Below are 24,436 nucleotides of genomic sequence, written 5' to 3' on the forward strand. Positions count from 1 at the left end.
ATGGAGCTTTCTGTATTGAATATTAAAGGTGAGGATACAGGTAGAAAGGTAACACTTTCCGATGCTGTGTTTGGTGCTACACCAAATGAGCATGCTATGTATCTTGACGTGAAGCAGTACCTGGCAAATCAGAGACAGGGAACGCACAAGTCCAAAGAAAGAAACGAAGTTGCTGGATCTACAAAGAAGATCAAAAAGCAAAAAGGTACTGGTGGTGCTCGTGCAGGTAGCTTGAAAGCTCCTCTTTTTGTTGGTGGTGGTAGAGTGTTCGGTCCTAGACCAAGAAACTACAGCTTCAAACTGAACAAAAAGTTGAAAGAAGTGGCACGTGTTTCTGCGCTTTCATTGTTGGCGAAAGACAATAAAGTATCTCTTTTAGAATCTTTCACATTTGAAGCTCCAAAGACCAAAGAATTCAAAAACATCCTGAGCAACCTGAAGGTAGAGGGCAAGACATTGATCGTGCTACCTGCAGTTGATAAGAATGTTGTTCTTTCTGGACGCAACCTGAACAAGGTGAAGATTTCAACAGCTAGCGATTTGAACACATACGATCTGTTGAATACAGACCGTGTACTGCTGGTTGAAGATTCAGTTAACATTATTGAAAACCTCCTAAGCGCATAATATTATGATACTGAAGAAACCGCTTCTGACGGAAAAATTCGCTGCCATGAACGAGGTTGGAAAGTATGCCTTCGAGGTGAACATCAAAGCCAACAAAGTTGAAATCAAAAAGGCAGTTGAGAAACTTTATGGAGTTACCGTTGAGAAAGTAGCTACCATGAAAACGCAGGGCAAAGTTAAAAGCAAATACACCAAGTCTGGTGCTGTAACTGGCCGTACATCTTCCAAGAAAAAAGCAATCGTTACCTTGAAAGAGGGCGAAGTGATAGACTTTTACAGCAGCATTTAATTAAATAACAATGGCTTTAAAGAAGTTAAGACCAACAACACCAGGTCAAAGATTCCGCGTAGCGCCGGCGTTCGATGAGATCACCACAGCTACTCCAGAGAAATCTTTGTTGGCACCGAGTAAAAAATCTGGTGGACGCAATAACTCAGGTAAAATGACGATGCGCTATTTGGGCGGTGGTCATAAGCAAAAGTACAGAGTAATAGACTTCAAGCGTACGAAGCACGGTGTGCCGGCTACAGTGAAGACTATTGAGTACGATCCAAACAGAACAGCCCGAATCGCTCTGCTTTACTATGCAGATGGTGAGAAGAGCTATATCATTGCTCCATCTGGCATACAGGTTGGAACAGAGATTGTATCTGGCCCTGGAGTAGCGCCTGAAGTAGGCAACTGCCTTCCTTTATCTGATATTCCGCTAGGTACTATCGTTCATAACATAGAGTTGCAGCCTGGCCAAGGCGCAACACTTGCACGAAGCGCGGGTTCTTACGCCCAGCTGGTAGCAAGAGAGGCACGTTATGCAACTATTAAATTGCCATCAGGTGAACTCAGAATGGTATTAGTAAACTGCTACGCAACAGTAGGTACAGTTTCTAATTCAGACCACATGAACGTGAAAATCGGTAAAGCCGGTCGTAACAGATGGTTGGGTAAGCGTCCAAGAGTACGTGGTGTAGCGATGAACCCTGTCGATCACCCTATGGGTGGTGGTGAAGGTAAGTCTTCAGGTGGTCACCCACGCTCGCGCAAAGGCTTACTGGCTAAAGGTCTGAAGACTCGCAGCAAGAAGAAGCATTCTGAGAAACTTATAGTTAATAGAGGAAAGAAATAGTAAATGGCTAGATCATTAAAAAAAGGGCCTTATATTGACTATAGGCTCGAGAAGAAAGTAGACGTGATGAACGAGTCTGGTAAGAAGACTGTTATCAAGACTTGGTCACGCAGATCCATGATTTCTCCGGATTTCGTTGGACATACATTTGCAGTTCATAACGGTAACAAATTCATACCAGTGTATGTGACTGAGAACATGGTAGGACACAAACTAGGTGAGTTTGCTCCAACCAGAAACTTTAGAGGTCACGTAGCTAAAAAAGATAAAGGAAAGCGATAATGGAAGCAGTAGCAAGACTTAAGAACGTGCCTACTTCTCCTCGCAAAATGCGATTAGTAGCAGGTTTGGTACGCGGCAAGAGCGTAAACAAAGCCCTTGGCTTATTAAAATTCGAAGCAAACTCAGGTGCTGCCAGAATCGAGAAACTTCTTTTATCTGCCCTAGCAAACTGGCAGCAGAAGAACGAAGATTCCCGCATCGAAGATGCCAATCTTTTCATCAAAGAGATTTTTGTAGATGAGGGCAAAATGCTGAAGCGTCTTCGTCCGGCTCCACAAGGACGTGGATACCGCATCAGAAAGAGATCTAACCACGTGACACTCGTGATAGACAGCATGACTGAAGAGCAATTCGAGCAACAGCAATCTAAGAAATCTAAAAAAGCCAATAAGTAAGAATATGGGACAGAAAGTAAATCCGATCGGTTTTCGCCTAGGAGTTATCAAAGGTTGGGATTCTAACTGGTATGGTGGCAAAGATTTCGCTGAGAAGCTGGTTGAAGACGAGAAAATCAGAAAATATATTTTAGCGCGTATCCCTAAAGGTGGTATTTCTAAAATCATTATTGAGAGAACCCTTAAGCGCATCACCATTACTGTTAACACAGCCCGTCCAGGCGTTGTAATTGGTAAAGGTGGCCAGGAAGTAGATAAGATCAAGGAAGAGCTTAAGAAGCTTACAAACAAAGATGTTCAGATTAACATCTTTGAAATTAAGCGTCCGGAGCTTGATGCAAAACTGGTAGGCGAGTCAATCGCTCAGCAGCTGCAGGCTCGTATCTCTTTCCGTCGCGCCATGAAGCAGGCTATTGCTTCTGCGCTGCGTGTTGGTGCTGAAGGTATCAAGGTGCAGGTTTCAGGTCGTCTGGGCGGTGCTGAAATGGCCCGTACTGAACACTACAAAGAGGGAAGAACTCCTCTGCACACACTTCGTGCTGATATCGACTATGCATTGTCTGAAGCCCAGACAGTTTATGGTAAGCTTGGTATCAAAGTTTGGATCTTCAAGGGTGAAGTTTATGGTAAGAAGGATCTTACTCCAAACGCAGGCCTTGAAACCAAAGGTGGACCAGGTGCACAAAGCGGAAGTGGTGACAGAAGAAGCCGTGGTGGCGAGCGTGGCGACCGTAAGAAAACGGACGGAGCAGCTAAGCCGCGTAAGCGTCGTCAATAATTGATTGATAACATTATTAAGTTTTAGAAAATGTTACAGCCTAAAAGGACTAAATATAGAAAAATGCAAAAAGGCCGCGTGAAAGGTCTGGCTCATAGAGGCAGTACTATTTCATTTGGTTCTTTTGCCATCAAATCTCTTGAAGCATCTTGGATTACAAGCCGTCAGATTGAAGCCGCTCGTATCGCCATGACAAGAGCAATGAAACGTGAGGGTCAGGTTTGGATCCGTATTTTCCCTGACAAACCTATTACGAAGAAGCCTGCAGAGGTTCGTATGGGTAAGGGTAAAGGTTCGCCTGAGTATTGGGTAGCCGTTGTTAAGCCAGGTACCATCATGTTCGAATCCGACGGTGTACCTCTGGAAGTAGCTCAGGAGTCATTGAGACTAGCTGCACAAAAGCTGCCAGTTAAAACAAAGTTTGTAGTACGTAGAGATTACGTTGAGAAATAGTATATGAAAAATTCAGAGATTAAAGCTTTGTCTTTAGAAGAGCTGAAAGAGAAGCTTAATACGGAGCACACAACCATGCAGAACCTACGTTTCGCACATGCTATCTCTCCGTTGGAAAATCCGATGAAAATCCGTGAGACGAAGAAATCTATCGCTCGTCTAAATACTGAGATTCGTCGCCGTGAAATCGAAGCTAACTCTTAATACTTAATAGAAATCATGGAAGAGAGAAATCTTAGAAAAGAAAGAAGTGGTAAGGTTGTTAGCAACAAGATGGACAAGTCTATCACTGTGTTAGTGGAAAGCAGAATGAAACACCCGATCTACGGTAAGTTCGTTAGCAAATCCACCAAATTCATGGCTCATGACGAGAAAAACGAGTGCAACATCGGTGATACCGTTCGCATTCAGGAAACACGTCCTCTAAGCAAGAACAAGAACTGGCGTTTAGTAGAAATTATAGAAAGGGCGAAATAAGATGATACAGCAGGAATCAAGATTGAACGTAGCCGACAACAGTGGAGCTAAAGAAGTTCTTTGCATCCGCGTTCTAGGTGGCACAGGCAAGAAATACGCTTCTATCGGTGATAGAATCGTTGTAACTGTAAAATCAGCCCTTTCTTCTGGAAACGTTAAAAAGGGAACTGTTTCGAAGGCAGTTATTGTAAGAACAAAGAAAGAGATCAGAAGAAAAGACGGTTCTTATATCCGTTTCGACGACAATGCCGCCGTTCTTCTGAACGCTAACAACGAGCCACGAGGTACGCGTATTTTCGGACCAGTAGCGCGTGAGCTTCGTGAAAAGCAATTCATGAAAATTGTTTCGTTGGCACCTGAAGTTCTTTAATCATTAATTCAGACATCAAGATGAATAAGAAAAAACTTCATGTAAAAACTGGCGATACAGTTAAAGTAATTGCCGGTGACGACCGCGGAAAGACAGGCCGCATTACAGCTGTTAACATAGAGAAGCAAAGAGTAACTGTAGAGGGCATCAACATGGTGACAAAGCATGCTAAGCCGAGCGCCAAGAACCCTCAGGGCGGAATCTCTAAAATGGAAGCTCCTATTCATGCTAGCAACGTAGCTTTAGTAGATCCTAAATCAGGAGAAACTACCAAGGCAGGCAGAAGAAAAAACAGCGAAGGTAAAACAGAGCGTTATTCTAAAAAATCAGGAGAAGTAATCTAATATGGCAACTGCAAGATTTAAAGAAAAATATCAGAAGGAGGTTATACCTGCTCTGCTAGAAAAGTTCCAGTATAAGAACGTTATGCAGGTGCCTAAGATCACTAAGATCTCCATTAACAAAGGTATCGGCGCTGCTGTAGCTGACAAAAAACTGGTTGATATCGGGGTAGAAGAACTTACAACTATTTCTGGACAAAAGGCTGTCGCCACTATCGCCAAGAAATCAGTTTCGAACTTTAAACTTCGTGAAGGCATGCCGATTGGTGCCCGCGTGACACTAAGAGGTCAGCGTATGTACGAATTCATGGACCGTCTTTTGACAATCGCTCTCCCAAGAGTACGTGACTTCAGAGGCGTAAATGATAAAGGATTCGATGGTCGTGGCAACTATACACTAGGTGTTAAGGAGCAGATCATTTTCCCAGAGATCAGCATCGATAAAATTAAAGCCATTAGTGGTATGGATATTACCTTCGTAACTACTGCTCAGACAGATGAGGAGAGCTACGAGTTGCTTAAAGCGTTTGGTATGCCTTTCACTAATATTAAGAAATAAGAAAAATGGCTAAAGAAGCAGTAAAAGCGAGAGAGCTTAAAAGACAGAAATTAGTAGCTAAGTACGCTGCGAAGCGTGCAGAACTAAAAGCTAAAGGAGATTACGAAGGACTCGACAAGCTTCCTAAGAACTCTTCTCCTGTAAGACTACACAATCGTTGCAAGTTAACCGGAAGGCCACGTGGCTACATGAGAAAGTTTGGTATTTCTCGTGTTACTTTCAGAGAGCTTGCTTCTGCTGGTAAAATCCCTGGAGTAACAAAGTCCAGCTGGTAATTTTTTCTTAAGAAACTAAGAAAGAAGAAAAGATATTCCTATCTTTGCCGCTCGCTTAGAAAAAAGCAATCAAGATTTAAGTGATTCATAATGAACTCAGATCCAATAGCAGATTATTTAACTAGAGTGCGTAACGCCATCAAGGCTAACCACAGAGTAGTTGAAATACCATCTAGCAATATCAAGAAAGAGATAACAAAAGTATTGTACGACAAAGGATACATTCAAAGCTATAAGTTTGAAGATTCTTCTGTACAAGGTACTATTAAGATCGCTCTGAAATACAATCCTACCACTAAGCAATCTGCTATTGTGAAACTTGAGAGGATTAGTAAGCCAGGGCTTCGCAAGTACACCGGAAATGACAACTTGCCACGCGTTTTGAACGGGTTGGGTGTAGCTATCCTGTCAACTTCCAAAGGTGTAATGACTGAAAAAGAAGCCAAGTCACTGAATGTAGGTGGTGAGGTATTGTGTTACGTTTACTAATAGGAGGATAGACAATGTCACGTATAGGAAAATTGCCAATCACCCTGCCAAATAACGTTGAATTTGCGATTGCAAAAGATAACGTTGTTACTGTAAAAGGCCCAAAAGGTTCACTTACTACTCCGGTAGATAAAGACATGATTGTTAAGCAGGAGGAAAACCAAATTGTGGTGGAGCGTCCTACTGAGCAAAAGCGTCATAAAGCTATGCACGGTCTTTACCGCTCGCTGATTAACAACATGGTTGTAGGTGTTAGTGAAGGGTACAAAGAGCAGCTTGAGCTAGTGGGTGTAGGTTATAAAGCAACCGTACAGGGAAACGTAATAGAGCTAGCTCTGGGATACTCTCACAATATCTTTATGGCCATGCCTCCGGAAGTTACTGCCACAGCAGTAACAGAAAAAGGTAAAGCACCAGTTATTACGCTTGAAAGCAATGACAAGCAACTGATCGGTCAGGTAGCTGCTAAAATCAGAGCACTGCGCAAAGTGGAGCCTTACAAAGGTAAAGGTATCCGTTTTGTAGGTGAAGTTGTAAGAAGAAAAGCTGGTAAGACAGCGTCTAAATAATAATCATCATGTCTGTTAATAAAGTATCAAGAAGACTTAGAATTAAAAGAAGTATCAGAAACAAGATTTCTGGTACTTCTGCCAGACCGAGATTATCTGTTTTTAGAAGCAACAAAGCTATCTATGCACAGTTGATCGATGACACTACAGGGAAAACTTTGGCGGCTGCCTCTTCTGCGAAGCTTGACGGTGTAACCAATGCTAATATTTCAGTGTCCAATCAGGTTGGAAAAGAAATAGGAGCTAAAGCTCTCGAGATGGGTATCTCTCAGGTGGTGTTTGACCGTTCTGGATACCTTTACCATGGTAACGTAAAATCATTGGCTGAAGGCGCTCGCGAGGCAGGCCTTAAATTCTAAGAATTATGTTGAAAAATAATGTTCGTAGTGTAAAGGCAAGCGAGATCGAACTCAAAGAAAGAGTAGTAGCGATCAATCGTGTAGCCAAAGTTGTAAAAGGTGGTAGAAGATTTAGCTTCGCTGCCATCGTCGTAGTAGGTGATGGTAACGGTGTGGTTGGATACGGCCTTGGTAAAGCAAATGAAGTAACTGACGCTATCGCAAAAGGTATAGATGATGCCAAGAAGAACCTGGTGAAGGTTCCTCTTTACCATCACACTGTACCGCATGCAATGGAAGGCAAGTACTCAGGTGGTTTTGTGCTAGTGAAGCCTGCAGCTCCTGGTACAGGTGTAATTGCCGGTGGTGCAATGCGTGCCGTACTTGAAAGTGCTGGTATCAAAGACGTACTTTGCAAGTCTAAAGGTTCTTCTAACCCACACAACGTGGTGAAGGCAACTTTTGATGCGTTGGCTAAGATGCGTGATCCTTTGGCCGTAGCCCAGCAGCGTGGTGTTAATTTGCAGAAAGTATTTAACGGTTAATTGAGATGGCTAAAGTAACAATCACACAAGTTAAAAGCATTATTGACAGACCGAAGGACCAGAAGCTTACAATTCAAGCGCTAGGTCTTGGTAAGATCAATAAATCAGTAACTGTTGAGAAAACGCCTCAGATTGCTGGTATGATTAACAAGGTTCACAATTTAGTAGAAGTAAAGGACATTTAATATGTATTTGAATTCATTAAAACCTGCAGAAGGGTCTGTTAAGACTAGAAAGAGAATAGGCAGAGGAACTGGCTCAGGTAGAGGTGGAACTTCTACCAGAGGTCACAAAGGTGCCAAGTCTCGTTCAGGCTACTCGCAGAAGTCTGGCTTTGAAGGTGGTCAGATGCCACTTCAGAGACGTGTTCCTAAGTTTGGTTTCAAAAACTTCAACAGAGTAGAGTATAAAGGAATTAATTTAGATGTTCTGGAGTCATTGGCTGCGGATACTAATGAAAAAGTTTTTAACTTTGATTTCTTCAAGGCACACGGTTTAGTGTCCAAGAATGACAAAGTTAAGATCTTAGGTAGAGGAGAGATTTCTAAAGCTGTAGAAGTACACGCTCATGCTTTTTCTCAGACTGCCATTTCATCCATCGAAAAAGCAGGCGGTAAAACAGTAGCCCTTTAATTTTTATGAAGAAGTTTATAACAACAATTAAGAACATTTTTGCTATTGATGATCTAAGGGTACGCATTCTTAATACCTTAGGTTTTATAGCTATTTTTAGATTAGGTTCTTATGTTGTTCTTCCTGGTATAGATCCTAACCAGCTCAAGTCCAACACAGAGGGTATATTCGGCCTGTTGGATACGTTCTTAGGTGGAGCATTTAGCAATGCTTCCATCTTTGCGTTGGGTATTATGCCATATATATCAGCTTCTATCGTATTACAGCTACTTACCATAGCCGTTCCTTATTTCCAAAAAATGCAGAAGGAGGGTGAGTCTGGTAGAAAGAAAATTAACCAAATCACCCGAGTTCTTACTATTATTATTACCCTTGCACAGGCGGTCGGCTTTGTGGCCACCATCAACAGCGAGGCAATCATAGTCAACACGACACTGTTTACCATCAGTTCGATGATTGTCTTGACATCAGGAACCATATTCTGTATGTGGCTTGGTGAAAAGATCACGGATAAAGGTATAGGCAACGGTATTTCAATGCTTATCATGATAGGCATTATCTCTCGTTTCCCTGGTGCTATTGTGGCAGAGGCATTATCCAAAGAACTAAATGGCGCTTTGCTGTTTATCTTTGAGTTGATCGTTCTCTTCTTCGTTGTAATGTCTGTGGTTATGTTGACCCAGGCTATCAGAAGAATACCTGTACAGTATGCCAAGCAAGTTGGTGGCAGCTCTCTTTACAGTGGTCAGCGTCAGTTTATCCCTCTGAAAGTGAATGCTGCAGGTGTTATGCCGATCATTTTCGCTCAATCACTGATGTTCCTGCCTTCTATGATTGCTTCAATCTGGGCAGACTCAAATGAAACAGCGAGCTATATTGGTGCTACATTCTCTGACTTTACATCATGGCAGTACAATGTAGTATTTGGTTTAATGATCCTGATCTTCACCTACTTCTACACAGCGATTACAGTTAATCCAAATCAGATTGCTGACGATCTGAAGCGTAGTGGGGGCTTTGTGCCAGGTGTAAAACCGGGTCGTGCTACCTCTGAGTATATTGATAATATACTCACTAAGATCACCCTTCCTGGTGCTATTTATCTGGCACTTGTGGCAATCTTTCCTGCTATCGCCATGCTATTCGGAGTGACAAGAGAGTTCGCCCAGTTCTATGGTGGTACTTCACTTATCATCATGGTGGGTGTTGTGCTTGACACGCTGCAGCAAATTGAAAGTTATTTACTAATGCGTCATTATGATGGCATGATGAAATCTGGAAAGCTAAGAGGCAGAACAGAAAATATTGCCATGGTATCCTAATAAATGGTTTTTTACAAGACTGAAGAAGAAATAGAGCTAATTCGCCAGAGTGCTTTCATATTAAGTAAAGCACATGGCGAAATAGCTCTTCTTATAAAAGAAGGGGTATCCACCCTTACACTGGATAAAAGAGCTGAAGAGTTCATTAAAGATCATGGTGCTGTCCCATCTTTTAAAAACTATAATGGGTTTCCTTTTAGCCTCTGTATCTCGGTAAACTCTACCGTAGTACATGGGATGCCAGGAAATTATGTTTTGAACGATGGGGATATAATTTCTGTTGACTGTGGTGTCTATCACAATGGATTCCACAGTGACTCTGCTTATACCCATGCTGTAGGGAATGTCTCGGAGGAGGTATCCCACCTACTGGAAGTTACGAAAGAGTCCTTGTACAAGGGAATCGAAAAGGCAGTTGTCGGGAACCGGCTTGGTGATATAAGTCATGCTATCCAGACACACGCCGAAGCTTCTAAATATGGAGTTGTTCGTGAGTTGGTGGGGCACGGAATTGGCCGCAACCTGCATGAATCTCCTGAGGTGCCCAATTACGGAAAGCGTGGTCAGGGGATGAAGCTTCAAAACGGGTTGGTACTAGCGATTGAGCCTATGGTGAATCTCGGTACCAGGTATATTATACAAGAAGAGGACGGATGGACAATCCGTACCCGTGATAATAAACCTTCTGCTCATTTTGAGCATACAGTAGTCGTAAGAAATAACAAAGCAGAAGTATTAACAACTTTTGAATACATAGATAAAGCTAAACAACAATAAATGGCGAAGCAGTCCTCTATCGAGCAAGACGGTACTATCATCGAAGCATTATCAAATGCAATGTTCCGGGTAGAGTTAGAAAATGGACATCAGGTAGTGGCGCATATCTCAGGTAAAATGAGAATGAATTATATCAAGATCCTGCCAGGTGACCGCGTTAAGTTGGAGATGTCACCCTATGATTTAACTAAAGGAAGAATTGTTTATCGTTATAAATAACTACAATGAAAGTCAAAGCATCAGTAAAAAAGAGAAGTGTTGACTGTAAGATTATCCGCCGCAAGGGTAAGCTCTACGTTATCAACAAAAAGAACCCAAGATATAAACAAAGACAAGGATAATTATTAATTATGGCAAGAATAGCAGGAGTTGATATTCCGGACAACAAAAGAGGAGAGATCTCTTTGACTTACATTTTTGGTATAGGTCGTAATCTCTCTGTGCAAATCCTAAACAAAGCCGGGGTGGATCTTGACAAAAAGGTGAAAGACTGGACCGAAGATGAAGCTAATGAGATCAGAAATATCATTGCAGCTGAGATCAAAACAGAAGGTGTTCTGAGATCAGAAGTGCAATTGCATATTAAGCGTCTTCTTGATATTGGCTGCTACCGTGGTTTGAGACACCGTAAAGGTCTACCTGTACGAGGTCAGCGCACGAAGAATAACTCGCGCACAAGAAAAGGTAAGCGCAAGACAGTAGCAAACAAGAAGAAAGCTTCTAAATAATTTTTGATCATGGCTCAGAAAAGAAAAGACAAAGCTAAGAAGCGTGTTGTAATTGTTGAATCAACAGGCCAGGTACACATCAAAGCTTCTTTCAACAATATCATTATCTCAGTAACCAATAACGCAGGACAAGTTATCTCTTGGGCTTCTGCTGGTAAAATGGGTTTTAAAGGTTCTAAAAAGAACACTCCTTACGCTGCACAAATGGCAGCTTCAGATTGCGCTAAGGTTGCTTATGACCTGGGTATGCGCAAAGCTGAGGTTTTCGTTAAAGGTCCTGGTGCAGGTAGAGAGTCCGCCATCCGTACTGTACAGAATACTGGCATCGAAGTAACAACTATCAAAGATGTTACGCCACTTCCTCACAACGGATGTCGTCCTCCTAAACGCAGAAGAGTTTAATTAGTAATTCAGATTAAATACAATGGCAAGATATACTGGTCCTAAAAGCAAAATCTCCAGAAAGTTTAACGAGGAGATTTTCGGCCCAAGCAAAGCATTAAAGAAGAAAAGCTATCCTCCGGGACAGCACGGCCGTGGCCGTCGTAAGAAACAGTCCGAATACGCGCTTCAGCTTACAGAAAAGCAGAAAGCCAAGTTCATTTACGGCATGCTTGAAAAGCAGTTCGCCAATCTGTTTGAGAAAGCTGCCAGAAAAGGCGGTGTAACTGGTGAGCAGTTCCTGACTCTTCTGGAGTCTAGACTTGACAACACGGTTTACAGACTTGGTATTGCTCCAACAAGAAGAGCTGCTCGTCAGCTAGTATTGCACAAGCACATCACTGTTAACGGTGAGATTGTAAACATACCTTCATATAGCTTAAAAGTTGGTGATACGGTAGCTGTTAGAGAGAAGTCTAAATCTCTAGAAGCAATTACTACTAGCCTGAGCGTTCGCAATGCGCGTGCATTCAGCTGGTTAGAGTGGGATGGAGCTGAGATGGTTGGTAAATTTGTGTCTGCGCCACAGCGTGACCAGATCCCTGAGAAAATTCAGGAGCAGCTGATCGTCGAGTTCTATTCTAAGTAAGCCGCTTAATCAAATTTTAACCTTTAACACTGCAAGTATGTCAATATTAGCATTTCAAATGCCAGAGAAAGTTGTGATGGAAAAAGCCGACGACTTTCATGGGTTATTTGAATTCAAGCCGCTTGAAAAAGGTTACGGAGTAACCATCGGTAATGCTCTGCGAAGAATTTTGCTTTCTTCTTTGGAAGGATACGCAATTACTAGCGTTCGCATACCTGGTGTACTGCATGAGTTCTCGTCTGTTGAGGGCGTAGTGGAGGATGTATCTGATATTATCCTCAACCTGAAAATGGTTCGCTTCAAAAAAATAAGCGAAGTTATCGATGACAAAGTTACCGTTACCATCTCAGGTCAGGATAAGTTTGTAGCTGGCGACATTAGCAAGTTTTCTACAAGCTTTGAGGTGTTAAACCCAGAGTTGGTAATCTGCAACCTGGATAAGAACATGACACTGGAAGTTGAGCTGACTATTCAGAAAGGACGTGGCTACGTTCCTGCTGAGGAGAACAAGCCGGTTGACCAGGTGTTCGGCCTTATCCCGATCGATGCCATCTTCACGCCAATCAAGAATGTAAAGTTCAGCGTAGAGAATACACGTGTTGAACAGAAGACTGACTATGAAAAGCTAGTGCTTGACATACAGACGGACGGTTCTATTCATCCGGAAGATGCCCTGAAAGGTGCTGCCAATATTTTGATCCAGCACTTCATGCTCTTCTCAGACAACACCATGACCTTCGAAACAGCTAAGCCTGAAGAAGAAGAAGCGGTGGATGAGGAACTGCTGCACATGCGCAAAGTACTGAAGACTTCGCTTCAGGATATGGATCTTTCAGTTAGAGCTTACAACTGTCTTAAGGCTGCCGACATCAAAACGCTTGGCGACCTGGTACAGCTTGACATCTCTGACATGATGAAGTTCCGTAACTTTGGTAAGAAGTCTTTGACTGAGCTTGAGAACCTGGTGCAAGAGAAGGGCCTGACTTTTGGCATGGACCTTTCTAAGTATAAATTAGAAGAAGATTAATCAATCTACGGCATAATTCCCGATCCCCGGGTGGGTTGATCGACGGTATGCACGTGCACAATTCAAAATAATGAGACACGGTAAAAAAGTAAATCACTTAGGAAGAACCGCTTCGCACCGCAAAGCAATGCTGTCAAACATGGCTGCTTCGCTTATCCTGCACAAGCGTCTTTCTACAACAGTAGCCAAAGCAAAAGCACTACGCAAGTATGTGGAGCCTCTACTGACAAAATCTAAAAACGACACAACTCACTCCAGAAGAACTGTTTTTGCTTACCTGCAAGATAAGGAGTCTGTGAAAGAGCTGTTTGACGAAGTATCTGTTAAAATCGCTAACAGACCAGGTGGTTATACCCGCATCCTGAAGACTGGTTACAGACTTGGTGACAACGCAGAGATGTGCGTGATCGAGCTTGTTGACTACAACGAGGACATGCTGACTACTACTGGTACTGCCGGTGCTAAGAAAACCCGTCGTCGTTCTTCTTCTAAGAAAAAGGGTGCTGAGTCTACTGAGGCTTCAACTCCTGCAACTCCAGAGGCAGAAGGTACTAAAGAAGAAACAAAAGATGCTGAATAAGCTTCATTTGTGAAATATTGTAAAGGGACATGACATAAGTCGTGTCCCTTTTTTATTTTTGTATCAAATTATCAAGATGAAGAAACACACAACTTCCGAAGCTATTCTTTTATTGCAAGATGGTACCGTCTTCACAGGCAAAAGCCTGGGTCGCATTGGTACGACAGGTGGTGAGTTATGCTTTAACACAGGTATGACTGGCTATCAGGAAATCTTCACCGATCCGTCTTACTACGGTCAGTTAGTTGTCACTACATTTTCCCACATTGGCAATTATGGTGTACAGTCTGACGAGGTAGAATCGGATAAAGTACAGATCAACGGTCTTGTTTGTAAAGAATTCTCCCATTTCTTTTCCCGTAAGCAAGCAGAAGGTTCTCTGCAGGATTATTTTGAAAAAGCAGGTATAGTAGGTATCTGCGAAATCGACACGCGTGCCCTGGTGCGACATATTCGCGATAAAGGTGCCATGAACGGTATCATCTCTTCTGAAACTTCTGATGTTACCCTGTTGAAGCAGCGATTGGCTGAGGTTCCCTCCATGGCAGGCCTTGAGCTTTCTTCGCACGTGAGTACGCACGAGATTTACCACATGAAGCCTGAGGAGGTGAAGTATAAAGTGGCTGTGCTGGACCTTGGGGTGAAGCGTAACAGCCTGAACAACCTGGTGGCCCGTGGCTGTGAAGTGAAGGTGTTCCCATACGACACGCCATTTGAAGAAATGGAGAAGTGGAACCCGGATGGTTACTTCATATCGAATGGCCCTGGTGACCCGGCCGCTACCACAGTAGCTATTAACAGTGTGAAGCAGATACTGGACAAGAGCAGACCGATGTTCGGTATTTGTATGGGCCATCAAATGCTGGCGCAGGCCAATGGCATTGCGACCTACAAAATGCACAACGGGCACAGAGGATTGAACCACCCAGTTAAAAACCTGATCACCGGGCTGAGCGAGATCACATCGCAAAACCACGGTTTTGTGGTGGATGCAGAACAACTGAAGAACCACCCGGACGTAGAAGTGACGCATATCAACCTGAACGACAACACAGTGGAAGGTATACGCATGAAGTCGAAGCCGGCGTTCTCGGTACAGTATCACCCGGAGTCTTCTCCAGGGCCGCATGATTCCGTTTACCTGTTCGACGATTTTATCGCCCTGTTAGAGCAAAACAAGTAAAACTATATAAAAACAAACCGATGAGCTTAATTACAGATATTAAAGCCCGCCAGATCTTTGATTCGAGAGGCAACCCGACAGTAGAAGTTGATGTGTTTACAGAGAGCGGCATACTAGGCCGTGCTGCTGTGCCTTCCGGCGCTTCTACAGGTGTGCACGAGGCGGTAGAGCTTCGTGATGGCGACAAAGGCAGATACATGGGTAAAGGTGTACTGCAGGCCGTTCAGAATGTAAACGAGAAAATAGCTGAAGAGCTTGTCGGCTTCCCGGTGTTTGAGCAGAACCTGCTCGACAAGATCATGATCGAGCTGGATGGCACGGAAAACAAAGGCAACCTGGGCGCTAACGCTATTCTGGGTGTTTCTTTGGCGATTGCCCGTGCTGCTGCGCAGGAACTGGGTATGCCATTGTACCGCTACGTAGGTGGTGTAAATGCCAACACGCTTCCTGTGCCGATGATGAACATCCTGAACGGTGGTAGCCACGCTGACAATGCCATCGACTTCCAGGAGTTCATGATCATGCCAGTGGGTGCGCCTTCATTCTCAGAGGCGTTGCGTATGGGTTCTGAAGTGTTCCATCACCTGAAGAATGTTCTGAAAAAGAAAGGTCTTTCTACGAACGTAGGTGACGAGGGTGGCTTTGCTCCAAACATTGCTTCTAACGTAGAGGCGATCGAGGTAGTACTGCAGGCCATCGAAGCGGCTGGTTACAAGCCAGGCGATGACATGATGATTGCAATGGATGCGGCTAGCTCCGAATTCTACGACAAATCTACAGGCCTGTATACCTTCAAGAAGTCAACCGGCGACAAGCTGACCTCTTCTGAAATGGTGAGCTACTGGAAAGAGTGGACCGAGAAGTACCCGATTGCTTCGATTGAAGATGGTATGGACGAGGACGACTGGAAAGGCTGGAAAGAGCTGACTGAAACCATTGGTAACAAAGTACAGCTGGTAGGCGATGACCTGTTCGTGACGAACGTGAAACGCCTGCAGCAAGGTATAGACCAGGGGGTAGCCAACTCTATCCTGATCAAGGTAAACCAGATCGGTACGCTGACAGAAACCATCAACGCAATCAACTTAGGTCTGCGCCACGGGTATAAGAGTGTGATGTCGCACCGCTCGGGTGAAACGGAAGACAACACGATCGCTGACCTGGCAGTTGCCCTTAACACAGGCCAGATCAAGACAGGTTCGGCTTCCCGCTCTGACCGTATGTCCAAGTACAACCAGCTGCTCCGCATTGAGGAGGAGCTCGGAGAAGTGGCTTATTACCCTGGAAAGAAGTTCTAACGAGCATCCTGAAAATATTTTAGGCATAAGGCTGTGGGTTTATGACTCACAGCCTTATTTTTGTGTAAAGCCCTCAGTGTAATATCTATAGTATCCTATATATGCTCAATCGTATACCTAAGTTTGTTCGCAGTTTCTATTTTGTAACAGGTATGCTGTTTTTGGTTTGGATGTTATTTTTCGACTCCAACGACTTTATCACGCAGTACCGCATGAGCAGAGAACTGCGCAATAAGGAGAAAGACAAGGAGTACTACCTCGAGAAAATGGCCGAGGTGCAGCAGGACCGCGAGGAACTGATGGGCAATCCGGAACTGCTCGAGAAATTCGCCAGGGAAAAATACCTGATGAAGCGTCCGGGTGAGGATGTGTTCATTGTAGTGCCAAAAAAGGAGAAGTAAGGTATAGACCCGCAGATGAATGTGCAGAAAGCTGTTTCGACGAACAGCTTTCTGCATTTAATGCCCTTATGAGCCTTTAAGTCATAAATGTCATAGGAATGACGTAGAAAAACCGCAAGCCTGGATGACACCTTTATAGTAGTATTGAGAAACAAACCTAAAAACAACACCATGAATGAGTTAGGAAACAGAATTCTCGAGATACGAAAGCGAAAAGGCTTGAGCCAGGAAGAACTGTCAGAGATGGCAGGTATAAGCTTGCGGACTTTGCAACGGATAGAGAAAGGGGACACAGAGCCGCGGGGCTATACCTTGAAATCCATCTGCCAGGCACTGGAAGTGGACGTGGAGGAGGTATACGACTATGGCAAGGAGCCAGACAAAAGTGTTCTGTTGCTGATGCACCTGTCCGTGCTTTCGTATTTGCTGATGCCGCTCGGCAACCTCGTTTTCCCGCTGATCATCTGGACAACGCAGAAAAAGAAAGTGCTCCATGTGCAGGAGCAAGGTATCAGCCTGTTGAACTTTCAGATCACCTGGTCTCTGGTTACTTATCCGCTGGTCATGCTTTTTGCCTGGATGAAGATCATGCACTACCCGGGTTCGTGGTATGTGTTCGCCGCCTATCTGGTGCTATACTTCCTCAATGCGCTCTACGTCATCAGAGTGTGTTGGCTGGTCAGCAAAGACGCGTCGCACGATCCATACCCGGTTTCGTTCAACTTATTGAAGGCATAAGCCCGGCTATCAGGTATAAAGCGCCGACATCCCGACACCTCCCCTGATTTTTTCGTAACTTTGCGTATAGCGCTGCCCACGTATAGGGTGGCCTCACTAACGTATACAAACATGGCAAAAGTTGCGATAAACCTTTCTACAGGAGCCCTTCAGCAGGAAGAGGTGATTGTGGGTATAGATCTTGGGACTACCAACAGCCTGGTAGCCTACATACATCCCGAAACCAAAAAGCCGGTAGCCATCAACGACCTGGGTCGTGGTACCATTGTGCCGTCTATTGTGCATTTCACGCAGAGCGGTGAGACAATTGTCGGCACTGAGGCGAAGGATTACCTCACTACCGATCCCGCCAATACCATTTACTCTGTCAAGCGCCTGCTGGGCAAATCCTACAAAGACCTGGGCGAGCACAAAGACTACTTCGGCTACAAGATCATCGATGACGACAGCGAAGGCCTGGTGAAGATCAGGGTAGGGGACAGATTCTACTCGCCAATCGAACTGTCGGCGGAGATATTGAAAGAGCTGCGCGAGCGTGCCGAGCATGCCCTGAAAACACCGGTGAACAGAGCCGTGATCACGGTGCCCGCTTACTTCAACGACTCCCAGCGCCAGGCCACCCGCGATGCCGGCAAACTGGCCGGGCTCGAAGTGCTGCGCATCGTAAACGAGCCAACGGCGGCCTCATTAGCCTATGGCATAGGTATAGACCCTTCTGAAGAAAAAACGATAGCCGTGTACGACCTGGGCGGCGGTACGTTCGATATCTCTATCCTGAGCCTGCACCAGGGGATTTTTGAGGTACTCTCCACACACGGCGATACTTACCTGGGCGGCGACGACATGGACCGCGCCATTATCAACTACTGGATACAGGAGAACCAACTGGTGGCCGATACCATCAACGAGGACAAAAAACTGCAGCAGGCGCTGCGCCTGAAAGCCGAAGAGGCCAAAAAGGCGCTCAGTCAGCAGCAGATCTATACCAGCAGGGTGAACGACACGATAGAATGCGGCATTACGCGGCACAAGTTCGAGGAACTCATTGCCCCGATCGTGGCCAAGACCATTGAAAGTTGCCGACAGGCGATGGGCGATGCCAAACTGAAGCCGGAGCAGATTGATGCCGTGATCATGGTAGGTGGCTCTACCCGTGTGCCGCTGGTATACGAAACGGTATCGGAGTTCTTCGGCAAGCCCGCGAACATCTCCCTCAATCCCGATGAAGTGGTATCCCTGGGCGCGGCTATTCAGGCCGATATCCTATCGGGCAACCGCAAAGACATCCTCTTGCTGGACGTGACGCCGCTCACGCTAGGCATCGAAACGATGGGCGGACTGATGGACTCGATCATCCCGCGTAACTCCAAGATACCAACCAAAGCCGGACGTCAGTACACGACCTCCATCGACGGGCAGGTGAACATGAAGATCTCCGTTTACCAAGGCGAGCGTGATTTGGTGCAGGAAAACCGCAAATTGGCCGAGTTCGACCTGAAAGGTATACCTGCCATGCCCGCCGGTTTCCCGAAAGTGGACGTGAACTTTATTCTGAACGCCGACGGCATTCTGAAAGTAGAGGCGATTGAACTGCGCTCCGGCGTGCGCCAGGAGGTAGAGGTGAAGCCACAGTACGGCCTGACGGATTCGCAGGTAGAGCAGATGCTCATGGACTCGATTACGCATGCCCGCGAAGACGTATCGGCGCGGATGGTGATCGAGGCCCGCACCACGGCTGAGCAGATGCTCTACCAGGTAGAGCGCTTCCTGGAGAAGAACGGCCAGCACCTGACCGAGGACGAAGTAAACCTGACGCGTGAGAATTTGCAGAAGCTGCGCGATGTGCTGCCAAGTGGCGACAAAGACCAGATCCTGAAAGCGGTGGATAATCTGGAAGAGCAGACCAGCCCGTTTGCGGAGCGTGTGATGCAGATCTCCATCAAGCAGGCCATGGCCGGCAAGAAAATTGAGTAGGCTATACCTGTTGCCTATACCTGAAAACAAGAAGAGCTGACCATAATGGCCAGCTCTTCTTGTTTTAACGAATAAGCGAAATCAGCGCGTCGAGCAAGGTATAGTTTAGGTATAGCAGCGTAATCGCGACGATCGTCCCAACCAAAACACTGGCGTAAGGCTCATCTTGTTCGCGTACACCCTTAACGCCCCAGTATACATAGGCCACCAAGGCAAGCACACCGTAGAGCAGCAGGATCACAGGTATAGCAATCAGCACCGACTCCGGAACGAGGCTCCAGAAATAATTGATACCGAGCCAGGCCACATTCAGGGTCCAGGATACTACCAGCATCAGGATGCTGCGCCGCGTGGAGCCCAGGCCCAATACCCGGAACAGGGCTATACCTTTGTCGGTTGCCATGGCTAGAATTTCACGCCCAGTTTTTTGCCTAACTCCGCCAGGTCTTTCTCAACAGGCGGTAGCAACGGTATACCTTTACGCAAGCGTATGGCGGTCATGATGCGCTCCGGATCGCCAGGTATAAGGACGGCTTCCTCACCGCGTTTCACATCCGCCTTTCGGAATGAAGTGATCCAGTTGTCCATGTGCTGCTTGAACTCGTCGGCCGGACGGAAAGCGTCGATGCGCATGGCGCCCAGGAAGTGGCCTATACCTTGTCCCACCGGGTCGGCGGGCGGCGCCAGGAAGCTCACAAAAGGCGGCACCCACGGACCGTAATTGGCTCCGGATAGCACTGCAGAGAAAATATCGACGATAGCGCCCAAAGCATACCCCTTGTGACTGCCATGGGTCAGGTCGCTGCCCAGTGGCAGGAGCGAACCACCCTGCTTTAGTTCGTCCGCATTGTCCGTGTCCTCGCCCTGAGCCGTTTGAATCCAGCCTAGCGGCGCTTTTTCGTTTTTGCGCTGCAGGATTTCCAGCTTGCCGTTCGCCGCGGAAGCAGTGGCAAAGTCTGCTACAAAGGGCGGCTGCTCGTTGGCAGGCACGGCCACCGCAATGGGGTTGGTGCCCAGCATGCGCTTTGTCGAATGGGTGGGCGCCACCAGCGGACTGGCGTTTGTCATGGCCATCCCGATCATGTCGCGCTGCAGGGCCTGCATGGCGTGGTAGCCCGCTATGCCGAAGTGGTTCGAGTTGCGCACCGACACCCAGCCTGTACCTACGTTCTCTGCTTTCTGCATGGCAATGTCCATGGCCCGTGGCGCTACTACCAGGCCAAGTCCACCGTCGCCGTCCACTGTCGCGGTGCTGGGCGTTTCGTGCACAATGGAAATGGAGGGCTTCGGGTTGATGCGACCGGCTTCCCAAAGGCGGATGTAGCCGCTAAGTCGGGCCACGCCATGGGAGTCAACGCCGCGTAGGTCAGCCTCCAGCAATACCTGGGTGGCCAGTTGGGCGTCTTCCAGCGGGCAGCCGATGTTCAGAAAAATCTCGCGGGTGAAGTCGAAGAGGTGTCGGTATGGGTACATAGTAATCGGATTAGGGTCGCAAATTAAAAAAATATCAGGCCAATGCCTCGGAATTCCTAAAGCGATTGTCCTTCACGGAAATTATGGGGCTGGTTACCATTTATATACCCTTTTTTCTATACTTTCGGAGTTTGGTAGAAAAGTGGAATAGATTTTGACTTGGCCAAATCAGGCTAAAACGATACGATTATGAAAAGAGCACTACTTCTGATTTGGATACTCACAGCGGCCGTTGCGGTACAGGCACAGAGCCAGCTTGTGTTTAACGAAGCCATACCTGTTTCTTTCCTGATAAAGCAGGAAGCAGCTGCCAGCAGCAGTCAGGTAAACAGCAACAAGATGATCCAGCTGCTAACCGAAGGCGGCACGACCGCGAGCAAAACCGGCGGCCGCCCCAGCCGCAAGACAGAGTTTGTGGTGCGCCTGGAGCAGCATTCCCGTATTGCCAAAGCCGGCGATCAGTTGCAGCTCAAGGTGCAATTGCAGCAGATAGGTGTGAACGGCGATGTGCATTACCGTGGCTTCGACCTGGGCAGTGTGCTCTTGCCGGAGCAGGCCAAGATGACGGTTCGTTTGCTCAACAGCCAGCAGAAGGAAGTGAAGCGCTACAGCCTGCCTATCCTGAATCTAAAGCCAAACGGCATCGTGGCGCTCGAAACCACCGTACCAGACACCGCCAACAGCCAGGGCTATACCTTAAAAATAGAGGGTTTGGAGTTGGTGTATACCCCGGCCGATGTGCAGGAACTGGAAGGGCAGATCAACCTGATCAAAGACTATTATGCTGCCGACGCCACGCTGAACAAAATGCTGCAGGATGTCGTGTTGATCAAGCATGACGATGTAGACCGCATCAAACAGGAGGACAAGCGACTGCGCGACATGGAGGAAATGCTGGACAAACTACAGGACAAGCGCTTCTCTGACAAGCTGAGTCTGAACCAGTACGACCCGCAGCGCTATACCGCCAAGTCGAACCAGCTGAACCAGTTGCTGAAAGAGCGCCGTAAAGCCGTGAACTATACCCTGGCCACGCTCGATCAGCAGTTTTATAACCGGGGCATCAGCCTGATGGCCCGCAACAACCTGGCCGCTGCGAGTACTTACTTTGTGAAGTCACTGGAGGTGAACCCACGCTTCGCGCCTGCGCACCTGCAACTGGCTCGCCTGGACTTTATGAGCGGCAACCTGCAGGGAGCGGCCGGCCGTACCCGCGACATCCTCACCCAAATGCGCGTGGACCCTGAAACCCAGCAAATGGCGCTGGGTCTGGCGCACGACATCTACAGCTCGTTCATGGCAGAAGGCCACGCCCACAACGGCCGCGGCGATTACCGAAGTGCCGTAGCCGCCTATGCCGATGCCCGCGCCCTGTGCAGCACCCTGGGCGGACTGCGTTGCAACATGCCCGCCCTGAACGATGGCGAAGGCCGTGCCGTGTATGGCTATTACCGCAGCATGGTGGAAGAAGGCAAGCGCTTTTTGAGCAGAGGTGACCTGGCGCAGGCCGACCAGTTGGCTAACGACGCCTATACCTTCCAGCGCCAGTACGATTACCTGCTGCACGACGCACCCGAGGCAGCCGAGCTGCAGGGGCAGGTGAAATACCAGTACTATGTGCAGCACATCGACAAAGGCCGGCAGGCGATGAAGTCAAAAGACTACCGTTATGCGCTGGAGCAGTTCGAGTCGGCGTTGGCTCTGGAGCAGGGCTATACCTTCCAGCCAGTGCGCGAACTGGGTAACCTGCTGCAGCAAGCCGCCAAACCGGTGTTGCTGAGCCAGCTGGCGGAGGGCTATACCCTGGCCATGAACAACCGGTTGAGCGATGCCAGAGCAGTAGCCAGCTCGGCCGAGAACATGCGCAGCCGTTATGCCCTGGAGCGCGACAACGAGGTGCAGGGCAAGTACATTGAGCTACGCGACCGCATTTTCACGCAGGAGTGTCGGAATGTGCAGGCCGAATACGACCGGCATTACCAAAATGCACAATCGCTGGTGCGCGAGAAGAAATTCATTGCCGCTGACCAGGCCTACCAGGCTGCTTTACATGCGGCGGAAACGAAAGTCACCTGCACCATTGCCACGTTCACGGCAGAAGACGGCCGTGCCACTATTGCCGATGCTGTTGCTTATCAAAGTATGCTGGAAGAGGCAAACCGCATGGTAGCGACAGGCCGCTACACGGATGCGATACAACGCTACAACACCGCCGAGCAGCACTACCTGACCAAGAAAGTTGGCCGTTTCGGGTTGGATCATATTTCGCTCTACAATTTTGCCCGTGAGCAAAGCAAACTAGCTTTTACGGCTTCTGTGGTAGACCACTTCACCAGCATCCACCAGGAGAAAGCCGCCCTGCAACTCCTGACCAACCTGCTCAACCATGGCTATGCGAAGGGCAAAACCAAGAAGGTGCAGCAGAAGCTTGGTATACAGCTGGCGATACTGGACGTGAGCAGCGGCCAGACTGAAACAGCTAAGGTGATGGCGGCAAGCTATACCCAGGGCGACAAGAAACTGAAATACCTGGGAAAGGCCTACGAGAAAGAGCGCAAGAAACTGGCGAAAGGCTAAGCGCAGGTATAAGCCTATAAAAAAGAACGAGCCTACTGGAAAGTAGGCTCGTTCTTTTTTATAGATATGTAGGGACAGGTCGCGACCCGCCCAATTAGGTATAGGTATAGGTATAGGTATAGATAGGCTACATCGACTCGAGTGCCTGTGCCAGCACGCCTTCCTTCAGCGCATAAGCCGACACCCGGATTTCTTTGAGGTTGTAGGTCTCCAGCACGAAGTCAACGAGTATACTGGCCAGCACGATCATATCCACCCGCATTTCCAGCATGCCAGGTATAGCCAATCGCTCGTCGTGGGTTTTGTGCAGCAGCTCCTGGTATATCTTGTAGAAGTCAGCGATCTGCAGTGAAGCGGAGGCGGGCTGCGAAAGCTGTCGGGCATTGTCACCGTGACTCAGGGCATCGATGTCGCAAAGAGTGTCGAATGTGCCGGATGCGCCTACCAATCTGGACGGGTTATACTTTGCTACGGCTTCGGTGAGCGGCCGCAGTTGCTCTGCCAGGAACTGCTTCTCAGCTGCGACCTCCGCGTCAGGTATAGGATCGGCGCTGAAGAATTTATCCATCAGGCGCTGGGCACCTACTTCAAAGCTTTGCTTCCAGAAAATCTCCTGGTTATTGCAGATAATAAACTCCACACTGCCCCCGCCAATATCCATGATCAGCGAGGTCTGCTCACCCAGCACTCCGGCCGAGCGCACACCGTAGTAAATCAGCTCCGCTTCGCGTTCCCCGTCGATTATCTCTACCTGAATGTCGGTTTGTTTGTAAATATCTTTAATGAAGTCCTCGCCGTTGCTGGCGTTGCGCACCATACTGGTCGCCATGGCCCGCACCGTCTCCACATCGTATTCGTCAATTTGCCTGCGAAAATCTCTCAGCGTTTTCAAAGCCCGTTCGTAAGCCTCCGGCGCAATAGTCCCCTTGCTGATGCCGCCCTGGCCTAGCCGCACCGGCAGCTTGGTTTTCACGAAGTCCGTGCGGTTACCGCTTTCATCTACCTCAGTGATGAGCAGGTGAAAGGTGTTGGTGCCCATGTCGATGAGTGCGAGGCGTTTGGTCATAGGGTAT

General features: G+C 47.2%; 37 protein-coding genes. 34 read left to right on the forward strand and 3 right to left on the reverse strand.

Translation table 11 applies throughout. The features are described from left to right. From rplD to hscA, 33 genes are all read left to right on the forward strand, one after another. Complete coding sequence (rplD, locus tag IEV97_RS10855; protein ID WP_188501546.1) at positions 1-627, forward strand: 50S ribosomal protein L4; 627 nt, start codon at positions 1-3, stop codon at positions 625-627. Position 628: 1 nt separating this feature from the next. Then, positions 629-916: a 50S ribosomal protein L23 gene (gene rplW, locus IEV97_RS10860; RefSeq protein WP_040573765.1), complete on the forward strand. Its 288-nt coding sequence runs from the start codon at positions 629-631 to the stop codon at positions 914-916. Positions 917-926: 10 nt separating this feature from the next. Beyond that, positions 927-1,751, forward strand: coding sequence for a 50S ribosomal protein L2 (rplB, locus tag IEV97_RS10865; protein ID WP_188501547.1), 825 nt, complete (start codon positions 927-929; stop codon positions 1,749-1,751). 3 nt (positions 1,752-1,754) lie between these two features. After that, positions 1,755-2,033: a 30S ribosomal protein S19 gene (gene rpsS / locus IEV97_RS10870; protein WP_188501548.1), complete on the forward strand. Its 279-nt coding sequence runs from the start codon at positions 1,755-1,757 to the stop codon at positions 2,031-2,033. Then, positions 2,033-2,428: a 50S ribosomal protein L22 gene (gene rplV, locus IEV97_RS10875; RefSeq protein ID WP_188501549.1), complete on the forward strand. Its 396-nt coding sequence runs from the start codon at positions 2,033-2,035 to the stop codon at positions 2,426-2,428. The genes rpsS and rplV overlap by 1 nt, the downstream gene beginning before the upstream one ends. Before the next feature lie 4 nt (positions 2,429-2,432). Further along, entirely contained in the window at positions 2,433-3,206 is a 774-nt protein-coding gene (rpsC, locus tag IEV97_RS10880) for a 30S ribosomal protein S3 (RefSeq protein ID WP_076669267.1), read from the forward strand. Between the two features lie 30 nt (positions 3,207-3,236). Further along, positions 3,237-3,659: a 50S ribosomal protein L16 gene (gene rplP, locus IEV97_RS10885; protein ID WP_116541563.1), complete on the forward strand. Its 423-nt coding sequence runs from the start codon at positions 3,237-3,239 to the stop codon at positions 3,657-3,659. 3 nt (positions 3,660-3,662) lie between these two features. After that, complete coding sequence (rpmC, locus tag IEV97_RS10890) at positions 3,663-3,863, forward strand: 50S ribosomal protein L29 (protein ID WP_188501550.1); 201 nt, start codon at positions 3,663-3,665, stop codon at positions 3,861-3,863. A 15-nt stretch (positions 3,864-3,878) separates the two neighbouring features. Further along, positions 3,879-4,136, forward strand: coding sequence for a 30S ribosomal protein S17 (gene rpsQ, locus IEV97_RS10895; RefSeq protein WP_007654288.1), 258 nt, complete (start codon positions 3,879-3,881; stop codon positions 4,134-4,136). A 1-nt stretch (position 4,137) separates the two neighbouring features. Further along, the gene (rplN, locus tag IEV97_RS10900; RefSeq protein WP_076420876.1) at positions 4,138-4,506 is read left to right on the forward strand and encodes a 50S ribosomal protein L14; all 369 of its coding nucleotides are present in this window, start codon (positions 4,138-4,140) and stop codon (positions 4,504-4,506) included. A 20-nt stretch (positions 4,507-4,526) separates the two neighbouring features. Then, on the forward strand, positions 4,527-4,850 hold the full coding sequence (rplX, locus tag IEV97_RS10905) for a 50S ribosomal protein L24 (protein WP_007654285.1): 324 nt from the start codon (positions 4,527-4,529) through the stop codon (positions 4,848-4,850). A 1-nt stretch (position 4,851) separates the two neighbouring features. After that, entirely contained in the window at positions 4,852-5,406 is a 555-nt protein-coding gene (gene rplE / locus IEV97_RS10910) for a 50S ribosomal protein L5 (protein ID WP_188501551.1), read from the forward strand. Positions 5,407-5,411: 5 nt separating this feature from the next. After that, the gene (gene rpsN, locus IEV97_RS10915) at positions 5,412-5,681 is read left to right on the forward strand and encodes a 30S ribosomal protein S14 (RefSeq protein ID WP_188501552.1); all 270 of its coding nucleotides are present in this window, start codon (positions 5,412-5,414) and stop codon (positions 5,679-5,681) included. 90 nt (positions 5,682-5,771) lie between these two features. Next, positions 5,772-6,170 carry a 30S ribosomal protein S8 gene (gene rpsH / locus IEV97_RS10920; RefSeq protein WP_188501553.1) on the forward strand — a complete coding sequence of 133 codons (399 nt, stop codon included), beginning with the start codon at positions 5,772-5,774 and terminating at the stop codon, positions 6,168-6,170. A 14-nt stretch (positions 6,171-6,184) separates the two neighbouring features. Further along, a complete protein-coding gene (gene rplF, locus IEV97_RS10925; protein WP_188501554.1) occupies positions 6,185-6,739 on the forward strand; it encodes a 50S ribosomal protein L6 in 555 nt (184 codons plus the stop codon). Between the two features lie 8 nt (positions 6,740-6,747). Then, entirely contained in the window at positions 6,748-7,098 is a 351-nt protein-coding gene (gene rplR / locus IEV97_RS10930; RefSeq protein ID WP_188501555.1) for a 50S ribosomal protein L18, read from the forward strand. 5 nt (positions 7,099-7,103) lie between these two features. Continuing rightward, complete coding sequence (gene rpsE, locus IEV97_RS10935) at positions 7,104-7,622, forward strand: 30S ribosomal protein S5 (RefSeq protein WP_188501556.1); 519 nt, start codon at positions 7,104-7,106, stop codon at positions 7,620-7,622. 5 nt (positions 7,623-7,627) lie between these two features. Beyond that, on the forward strand, positions 7,628-7,807 hold the full coding sequence (gene rpmD / locus IEV97_RS10940; RefSeq protein ID WP_188501557.1) for a 50S ribosomal protein L30: 180 nt from the start codon (positions 7,628-7,630) through the stop codon (positions 7,805-7,807). 1 nt (position 7,808) lies between these two features. Beyond that, positions 7,809-8,255 (forward strand): 50S ribosomal protein L15, encoded by a 447-nt coding sequence (gene rplO, locus IEV97_RS10945; RefSeq protein WP_116541558.1) that lies wholly within the window; start codon positions 7,809-7,811, stop codon positions 8,253-8,255. Between the two features lie 5 nt (positions 8,256-8,260). Next, positions 8,261-9,577 carry a preprotein translocase subunit SecY gene (gene secY / locus IEV97_RS10950; RefSeq protein WP_188501558.1) on the forward strand — a complete coding sequence of 439 codons (1,317 nt, stop codon included), beginning with the start codon at positions 8,261-8,263 and terminating at the stop codon, positions 9,575-9,577. 3 nt (positions 9,578-9,580) lie between these two features. Beyond that, on the forward strand, positions 9,581-10,354 hold the full coding sequence (gene map, locus IEV97_RS10955) for a type I methionyl aminopeptidase (protein ID WP_188501559.1): 774 nt from the start codon (positions 9,581-9,583) through the stop codon (positions 10,352-10,354). Continuing rightward, the gene (gene infA / locus IEV97_RS10960; protein ID WP_018476861.1) at positions 10,355-10,573 is read left to right on the forward strand and encodes a translation initiation factor IF-1; all 219 of its coding nucleotides are present in this window, start codon (positions 10,355-10,357) and stop codon (positions 10,571-10,573) included. A 5-nt stretch (positions 10,574-10,578) separates the two neighbouring features. Then, positions 10,579-10,695 carry a 50S ribosomal protein L36 gene (gene rpmJ / locus IEV97_RS10965; RefSeq protein ID WP_045688470.1) on the forward strand — a complete coding sequence of 39 codons (117 nt, stop codon included), beginning with the start codon at positions 10,579-10,581 and terminating at the stop codon, positions 10,693-10,695. A gap of 9 nt (positions 10,696-10,704) precedes the next feature. After that, on the forward strand, positions 10,705-11,082 hold the full coding sequence (gene rpsM, locus IEV97_RS10970; RefSeq protein WP_076669293.1) for a 30S ribosomal protein S13: 378 nt from the start codon (positions 10,705-10,707) through the stop codon (positions 11,080-11,082). Positions 11,083-11,091: 9 nt separating this feature from the next. Beyond that, entirely contained in the window at positions 11,092-11,484 is a 393-nt protein-coding gene (gene rpsK, locus IEV97_RS10975; protein ID WP_116541555.1) for a 30S ribosomal protein S11, read from the forward strand. Positions 11,485-11,506: 22 nt separating this feature from the next. Next, complete coding sequence (rpsD, locus tag IEV97_RS10980) at positions 11,507-12,112, forward strand: 30S ribosomal protein S4 (protein WP_076669294.1); 606 nt, start codon at positions 11,507-11,509, stop codon at positions 12,110-12,112. Between the two features lie 37 nt (positions 12,113-12,149). After that, positions 12,150-13,139 (forward strand): DNA-directed RNA polymerase subunit alpha, encoded by a 990-nt coding sequence (locus tag IEV97_RS10985; RefSeq protein ID WP_188501560.1) that lies wholly within the window; start codon positions 12,150-12,152, stop codon positions 13,137-13,139. Positions 13,140-13,209: 70 nt separating this feature from the next. After that, positions 13,210-13,719, forward strand: a complete 510-nt coding sequence (gene rplQ / locus IEV97_RS10990; protein ID WP_188501561.1) for a 50S ribosomal protein L17 — start codon at positions 13,210-13,212, stop codon at positions 13,717-13,719. 76 nt (positions 13,720-13,795) lie between these two features. Continuing rightward, on the forward strand, positions 13,796-14,902 hold the full coding sequence (carA, locus tag IEV97_RS10995; protein ID WP_188501562.1) for a glutamine-hydrolyzing carbamoyl-phosphate synthase small subunit: 1,107 nt from the start codon (positions 13,796-13,798) through the stop codon (positions 14,900-14,902). 20 nt (positions 14,903-14,922) lie between these two features. Further along, entirely contained in the window at positions 14,923-16,200 is a 1,278-nt protein-coding gene (eno, locus tag IEV97_RS11000; protein ID WP_188501563.1) for a phosphopyruvate hydratase, read from the forward strand. Positions 16,201-16,301: 101 nt separating this feature from the next. Beyond that, entirely contained in the window at positions 16,302-16,601 is a 300-nt protein-coding gene (locus IEV97_RS11005; protein ID WP_188501564.1) for an FtsB family cell division protein, read from the forward strand. Between the two features lie 171 nt (positions 16,602-16,772). Next, complete coding sequence (locus IEV97_RS11010) at positions 16,773-17,339, forward strand: helix-turn-helix domain-containing protein (RefSeq protein WP_188501565.1); 567 nt, start codon at positions 16,773-16,775, stop codon at positions 17,337-17,339. Between the two features lie 111 nt (positions 17,340-17,450). Beyond that, positions 17,451-19,313: a Fe-S protein assembly chaperone HscA gene (gene hscA / locus IEV97_RS11015; protein ID WP_116541549.1), complete on the forward strand. Its 1,863-nt coding sequence runs from the start codon at positions 17,451-17,453 to the stop codon at positions 19,311-19,313. Between the two features lie 64 nt (positions 19,314-19,377). Here hscA and IEV97_RS11020 read toward each other — a convergent pair whose 3' ends face one another. Both IEV97_RS11020 and IEV97_RS11025 read right to left on the reverse strand, forming a co-directional pair. Then, positions 19,378-19,716, reverse strand: a complete 339-nt coding sequence (locus tag IEV97_RS11020) for a hypothetical protein (protein ID WP_188501566.1) — start codon at positions 19,714-19,716, stop codon at positions 19,378-19,380. Positions 19,717-19,718: 2 nt separating this feature from the next. Then, positions 19,719-20,786, reverse strand: coding sequence for an Ldh family oxidoreductase (locus IEV97_RS11025; protein WP_188501567.1), 1,068 nt, complete (start codon positions 20,784-20,786; stop codon positions 19,719-19,721). 189 nt (positions 20,787-20,975) lie between these two features. Here IEV97_RS11025 and IEV97_RS11030 point away from each other — a divergent pair, with 189 nt between their 5' ends. Beyond that, complete coding sequence (locus IEV97_RS11030; RefSeq protein WP_188501568.1) at positions 20,976-23,363, forward strand: tetratricopeptide repeat protein; 2,388 nt, start codon at positions 20,976-20,978, stop codon at positions 23,361-23,363. Between the two features lie 127 nt (positions 23,364-23,490). On the opposite strand, the gene IEV97_RS11035 is transcribed toward IEV97_RS11030, so the two are convergent. Then, on the reverse strand, positions 23,491-24,429 hold the full coding sequence (locus tag IEV97_RS11035) for a Ppx/GppA phosphatase family protein (RefSeq protein WP_188501569.1): 939 nt from the start codon (positions 24,427-24,429) through the stop codon (positions 23,491-23,493). Positions 24,430-24,436 lie beyond the last annotated feature (7 nt).

Source organism: Pontibacter amylolyticus, from assembly GCF_014638845.1.
Classification (GTDB): Bacteria; Bacteroidota; Bacteroidia; order Cytophagales; family Hymenobacteraceae; genus Pontibacter; species Pontibacter amylolyticus.

Bases quoted from the DNA above. Each gene is read 5' to 3' on its own strand.
- rplD (WP_188501546.1), top strand. From the start codon at position 1: ATGGAGCTTTCTGTATTGAATATTAAAGGTGAGGATACAGGTAGAAAG.
- rplB (WP_188501547.1), top strand. From the start codon at position 927: ATGGCTTTAAAGAAGTTAAGACCAACAACACCAGGTCAAAGATTCCGC.
- rpsS (WP_188501548.1), top strand. From the start codon at position 1,755: ATGGCTAGATCATTAAAAAAAGGGCCTTATATTGACTATAGGCTCGAG.
- rplV (WP_188501549.1), top strand. From the start codon at position 2,033: ATGGAAGCAGTAGCAAGACTTAAGAACGTGCCTACTTCTCCTCGCAAA.
- rpsC (WP_076669267.1), top strand. From the start codon at position 2,433: ATGGGACAGAAAGTAAATCCGATCGGTTTTCGCCTAGGAGTTATCAAA.
- rplP (WP_116541563.1), top strand. From the start codon at position 3,237: ATGTTACAGCCTAAAAGGACTAAATATAGAAAAATGCAAAAAGGCCGC.
- rpmC (WP_188501550.1), top strand. From the start codon at position 3,663: ATGAAAAATTCAGAGATTAAAGCTTTGTCTTTAGAAGAGCTGAAAGAG.
- rpsQ (WP_007654288.1), top strand. From the start codon at position 3,879: ATGGAAGAGAGAAATCTTAGAAAAGAAAGAAGTGGTAAGGTTGTTAGC.
- rplN (WP_076420876.1), top strand. From the start codon at position 4,138: ATGATACAGCAGGAATCAAGATTGAACGTAGCCGACAACAGTGGAGCT.
- rplX (WP_007654285.1), top strand. From the start codon at position 4,527: ATGAATAAGAAAAAACTTCATGTAAAAACTGGCGATACAGTTAAAGTA.
- rplE (WP_188501551.1), top strand. From the start codon at position 4,852: ATGGCAACTGCAAGATTTAAAGAAAAATATCAGAAGGAGGTTATACCT.
- rpsN (WP_188501552.1), top strand. From the start codon at position 5,412: ATGGCTAAAGAAGCAGTAAAAGCGAGAGAGCTTAAAAGACAGAAATTA.
- rpsH (WP_188501553.1), top strand. From the start codon at position 5,772: ATGAACTCAGATCCAATAGCAGATTATTTAACTAGAGTGCGTAACGCC.
- rplF (WP_188501554.1), top strand. From the start codon at position 6,185: ATGTCACGTATAGGAAAATTGCCAATCACCCTGCCAAATAACGTTGAA.
- rplR (WP_188501555.1), top strand. From the start codon at position 6,748: ATGTCTGTTAATAAAGTATCAAGAAGACTTAGAATTAAAAGAAGTATC.
- rpsE (WP_188501556.1), top strand. From the start codon at position 7,104: ATGTTGAAAAATAATGTTCGTAGTGTAAAGGCAAGCGAGATCGAACTC.
- rpmD (WP_188501557.1), top strand. From the start codon at position 7,628: ATGGCTAAAGTAACAATCACACAAGTTAAAAGCATTATTGACAGACCG.
- rplO (WP_116541558.1), top strand. From the start codon at position 7,809: ATGTATTTGAATTCATTAAAACCTGCAGAAGGGTCTGTTAAGACTAGA.
- secY (WP_188501558.1), top strand. From the start codon at position 8,261: ATGAAGAAGTTTATAACAACAATTAAGAACATTTTTGCTATTGATGAT.
- map (WP_188501559.1), top strand. From the start codon at position 9,581: ATGGTTTTTTACAAGACTGAAGAAGAAATAGAGCTAATTCGCCAGAGT.
- infA (WP_018476861.1), top strand. From the start codon at position 10,355: ATGGCGAAGCAGTCCTCTATCGAGCAAGACGGTACTATCATCGAAGCA.
- rpmJ (WP_045688470.1), top strand. From the start codon at position 10,579: ATGAAAGTCAAAGCATCAGTAAAAAAGAGAAGTGTTGACTGTAAGATT.
- rpsM (WP_076669293.1), top strand. From the start codon at position 10,705: ATGGCAAGAATAGCAGGAGTTGATATTCCGGACAACAAAAGAGGAGAG.
- rpsK (WP_116541555.1), top strand. From the start codon at position 11,092: ATGGCTCAGAAAAGAAAAGACAAAGCTAAGAAGCGTGTTGTAATTGTT.
- rpsD (WP_076669294.1), top strand. From the start codon at position 11,507: ATGGCAAGATATACTGGTCCTAAAAGCAAAATCTCCAGAAAGTTTAAC.
- IEV97_RS10985 (WP_188501560.1), top strand. From the start codon at position 12,150: ATGTCAATATTAGCATTTCAAATGCCAGAGAAAGTTGTGATGGAAAAA.
- rplQ (WP_188501561.1), top strand. From the start codon at position 13,210: ATGAGACACGGTAAAAAAGTAAATCACTTAGGAAGAACCGCTTCGCAC.
- carA (WP_188501562.1), top strand. From the start codon at position 13,796: ATGAAGAAACACACAACTTCCGAAGCTATTCTTTTATTGCAAGATGGT.
- eno (WP_188501563.1), top strand. From the start codon at position 14,923: ATGAGCTTAATTACAGATATTAAAGCCCGCCAGATCTTTGATTCGAGA.
- IEV97_RS11005 (WP_188501564.1), top strand. From the start codon at position 16,302: ATGCTCAATCGTATACCTAAGTTTGTTCGCAGTTTCTATTTTGTAACA.
- IEV97_RS11010 (WP_188501565.1), top strand. From the start codon at position 16,773: ATGAATGAGTTAGGAAACAGAATTCTCGAGATACGAAAGCGAAAAGGC.
- hscA (WP_116541549.1), top strand. From the start codon at position 17,451: ATGGCAAAAGTTGCGATAAACCTTTCTACAGGAGCCCTTCAGCAGGAA.
- IEV97_RS11020 (WP_188501566.1), bottom strand. From the start codon at position 19,716: ATGGCAACCGACAAAGGTATAGCCCTGTTCCGGGTATTGGGCCTGGGC.
- IEV97_RS11025 (WP_188501567.1), bottom strand. From the start codon at position 20,786: ATGTACCCATACCGACACCTCTTCGACTTCACCCGCGAGATTTTTCTG.
- IEV97_RS11030 (WP_188501568.1), top strand. From the start codon at position 20,976: ATGAAAAGAGCACTACTTCTGATTTGGATACTCACAGCGGCCGTTGCG.
- IEV97_RS11035 (WP_188501569.1), bottom strand. From the start codon at position 24,429: ATGACCAAACGCCTCGCACTCATCGACATGGGCACCAACACCTTTCAC.